This window comes from Parabacteroides acidifaciens, assembly GCF_003363715.1.
Taxonomy (GTDB): domain Bacteria; phylum Bacteroidota; class Bacteroidia; order Bacteroidales; family Tannerellaceae; genus Parabacteroides; species Parabacteroides acidifaciens.
Genome location: NZ_QREV01000108.1, coordinates 1 through 3,251 on the forward strand (window position 1 = coordinate 1; position 3,251 = coordinate 3,251).

5 protein-coding genes are annotated in these 3,251 nt (G+C 43.4%); all 5 read left to right on the forward strand.

What is annotated here, in order from left to right; genetic code table 11:
- Positions 1-917, forward strand: a 917-nt coding sequence (locus DWU89_RS20245; protein WP_392391941.1) for a glycine-rich domain-containing protein, incomplete at its 5' end; no start/stop codon positions are given.
- A gap of 105 nt (positions 918-1,022) precedes the next feature.
- Positions 1,023-1,487: a hypothetical protein gene (locus DWU89_RS20250; RefSeq protein WP_244205964.1), complete on the forward strand. Its 465-nt coding sequence runs from the start codon at positions 1,023-1,025 to the stop codon at positions 1,485-1,487.
- A gap of 129 nt (positions 1,488-1,616) precedes the next feature.
- Complete coding sequence (locus DWU89_RS20255; RefSeq protein WP_158543416.1) at positions 1,617-2,078, forward strand: phage holin family protein; 462 nt, start codon at positions 1,617-1,619, stop codon at positions 2,076-2,078.
- A complete protein-coding gene (locus tag DWU89_RS20260; protein WP_115501435.1) occupies positions 2,062-2,580 on the forward strand; it encodes a glycoside hydrolase family 108 protein in 519 nt (172 codons plus the stop codon). The genes DWU89_RS20255 and DWU89_RS20260 overlap by 17 nt, the downstream gene beginning before the upstream one ends.
- Positions 2,577-3,044, forward strand: a complete 468-nt coding sequence (locus DWU89_RS20265) for a hypothetical protein (protein WP_115501436.1) — start codon at positions 2,577-2,579, stop codon at positions 3,042-3,044. Before DWU89_RS20260 ends, DWU89_RS20265 begins: the two co-directional genes overlap by 4 nt.
- Positions 3,045-3,251: the final 207 nt, after the last annotated feature.

Consider the following 3,251-nt stretch of genomic DNA (forward strand, 5'->3'; position numbering starts at 1 on the left):
AAACACCTCTTAAACCAAGATTTAGACCGACTTTCGGCGGAAAGGAGGTTGGTATGAGAAGGGCACTTATTGGTAAGAAAAAGAAGTTGTTCATACAACGGTTTTATCCGGCTGGCACATACAACTGGCCTGTCCCTCCTGGATGCACAGAGATTGATGTATTCTTAGTGGGTGCTGGAGCTGGTGGCGGAAATGGATACGGGGTATATGGTGGTGGATCTGGGTACACAAAGACATATAAGAAATCAAATACATCTTCCGGGTCCTATAACTCTTGGGTGAAAGATGGGGATGCTATTAGAGTCACGCCAGGACAACAGATTAAAATCGTTGTTGGAAAAGGGGGATTGGGAGGGGTGAATACATCCGGTCGTAATCCCCGATACGGTGAAGATGGTGGCGCTACTTCAGTCGTAGTTGGAAACACTACTTATATCGCTGAAGGAGGAAAGGCTTTTAAAGGAGAAACAGATTCAACAGGAAAACAGATATTACCAAGTGGAGGTGTAGCTTGTTCTGCTGCTGGAGGATGGGGACCTGCGGCAGACGCATCTTACAGTGATGGACAACAACCGCCAGAAAGAAGTGGAGTTATTTTAGGAACAAGCCAAGGTCATACAACCAGGGATTTTGGAGAGATAGAATTTGAACCAAATGCCGGTGGTACATCCGGAGGTAAAGGCGGTTATGGTACAAAAAAATACGAGCCGCTTAGATCAACAGGACATACAGAAGGCTCTGGGCAAGATGGATCGAGTTATTCCGGATATGATACTTATGCCGAATCCGAAGGAGGGGCAGGATACGGTGGTGCTGGCGGAGTTGGCGGATGTCATGAAACATCTGGTAGGCCTCATGGATCAGGTAAAGGAGGTGACGGTGGTGATGGAACTGTTGTTATCCGTTATTGGGCGTAGAATAGATTGTATAAACTTAAACTTTTAAAGAACATGGTATTAGTAATTATTTCATTAGCAATCATCGCAGCCTATACGACTGCGGTGTGCATAAAGGCAAAGGGCGTGCCTTACAGTATTAGCGCTACATATTATTCGCTCGATCACAAACTGATCTTTGGTGCAAGCATGGCACTAACAGCAATGTTCCTGTTTCCGGTTGTATGGGAGCTAAGTACGAGCTTTACAATGCGCTTGTTAGCAATGGCCGCCTGCATCGGCCTAATCGGGGTCGGCCTGGCCCCCGATTTCCGCGATGACTGGATCAACAAGATCCACTGCGGGTCGGCAGCGTTGACACTGGTATCCTCTCAACTCTGGGTCGGTTGCACATCGTATTGGTGGGTACTTATCCCGATATGGATTGCGTTTATCGTTTACACGGTAATAGGCATGAGTAAGCACGTAACCGGTGATATCTGGCAGGACTTTGTGTCGACTAAACCGATGTTCTGGTGCGAGATTGCTGCACTTAGTTCGACTTATTGTGCGTGTGGGCTTGCGTTTAAATTGCTTTTAAAAAGCCTTTAAATTGCTTTTAAAAAAGCAGCCCGGATCTCACGATTCAGACTGCTTGGACAAAATTTTTAAAATTCCATTAAAGCAACAAATGTAACGATTAAAAACAGAAGGAGGTGTTAAGTGAAGATGTTTAATGGCATGTATGAGATGTTGATTATCGTGATATTCGAGTTCTTTCTTGTATTTATTGCGATGGGCTGGGATTTCTGTTCCGGATATTATAAAGCAAAACTACGTCATGAGGACCGAAACAGTTACGGCTTACGTCGAACAGTGAGCAAGTTTATTCTGTATGCCGGTAGTATATGTATCGCCTGCGGTGTCGATTCTATTAGCTTCGTCTGTCGGTTCTGGGAATTTATTCATCTGTCCCCACTAATGAAAGTGCCGGTAGTGTCGTCTATCGTAGCGGTATTTATTCTCGTGACAGAAGGACGGTCGATCTGGGAAAAGGCAGACGCTAAACAACGCCGTCAGGCAGCAAAATCAATTGATCTATTAAGTAGTATAGTTAGTAAAGAATCTCTCAAAGAAGCCTTTACACAGGCACTCATTGAGGCAAAAGATAAGGAGGACAAAGAATATGGCAGATGTGAATAAATTGGCGCCGTTCATCCTGCAATGGGAAGGCGGCTTTGTGAATGATCCTGATGACTTGGGAGGCGCGACGAATAAGGGGATAACTCTTTCAACGTATGAGTCGTTTTGTCGGAGAAAGGGTTATCCTAAACCAACAGTTGAAAGATTGAAAAATATCTCTCAGACTGATTGGATAGAGATCCTAAAAACAATGTATTGGGATAAGTGGAAGGCTGATCAGATAATGAATCAATCTGTCGCAAATATTTTAGTTGATTGGGTATGGGCTTCCGGCGGATACGGTATTAAGCGCCCGCAAAAAATATTAGGTGTCAAAGTAGACGGTATTGTTGGCTCACTTACAATATCGGCAGTGAATGCCTGTGATTCCCGCGAGCTGTTCTATGCGATTAAGTCCGATCGCATAAAATTTATAGATGAAATATGTGAGTCTCGTCCAGTAAACAATAAGTTTAAACGGGGATGGCTGAATCGTATTAACGCTATAAAATTTGAACCATGAAAACCTGGCACGTCATAATACTTTGTGCTCTCTGTTCTTGTGGAACTTCAAAGCGATCCACAGAGGCAGAGAGATACCGGCAGGCCGAAATTGAGCTTTCGGATAGCCTTTTCTGGCGGGACAAGCTCGAGCGGACGGAATTACGTATGTCTGAAGAGATGTTAAACGCCAGGATTATTATAACAAACTGGTCTCAACCGGATAGCATCGGCAGGCAATATCCGACTAAAACAACCGAGATAGATATGAGCAGGCAGAAAAATGAATCGGATAGTACAAAGGTTCAATCAGGATCTAATGCTATTCAAGTCAAAAAACAAGATATAAAGATTCAGGATTCCGAAACCGTAAAAGAGGATGTCAAAAAAGATTCCCGGCTTGTTCCCGTATGGGTGTGGTGGGTATTGGCTTTAGGATGTGTTGCAGTCGCTTTGCTTGCTTGGCTCGTTAAAAGACGAAAGTAGTTTCTTTTTGTTTCATATTAGATTTAATGTTAATAGTGTAATGGCCGCTCTGCCTGTGAAGGTGGGGCGGTTTTTGTGTTTATCGTTTTGTGGAATGAAAGTTTGCCCGTATCTTTACAAAAATTTTACAAGGAATATATTGGAAAATATCAAAGTTATTGAAAATCATACGATAAGGTGTGGTTTGTTATTTTTGCACTCCAAATG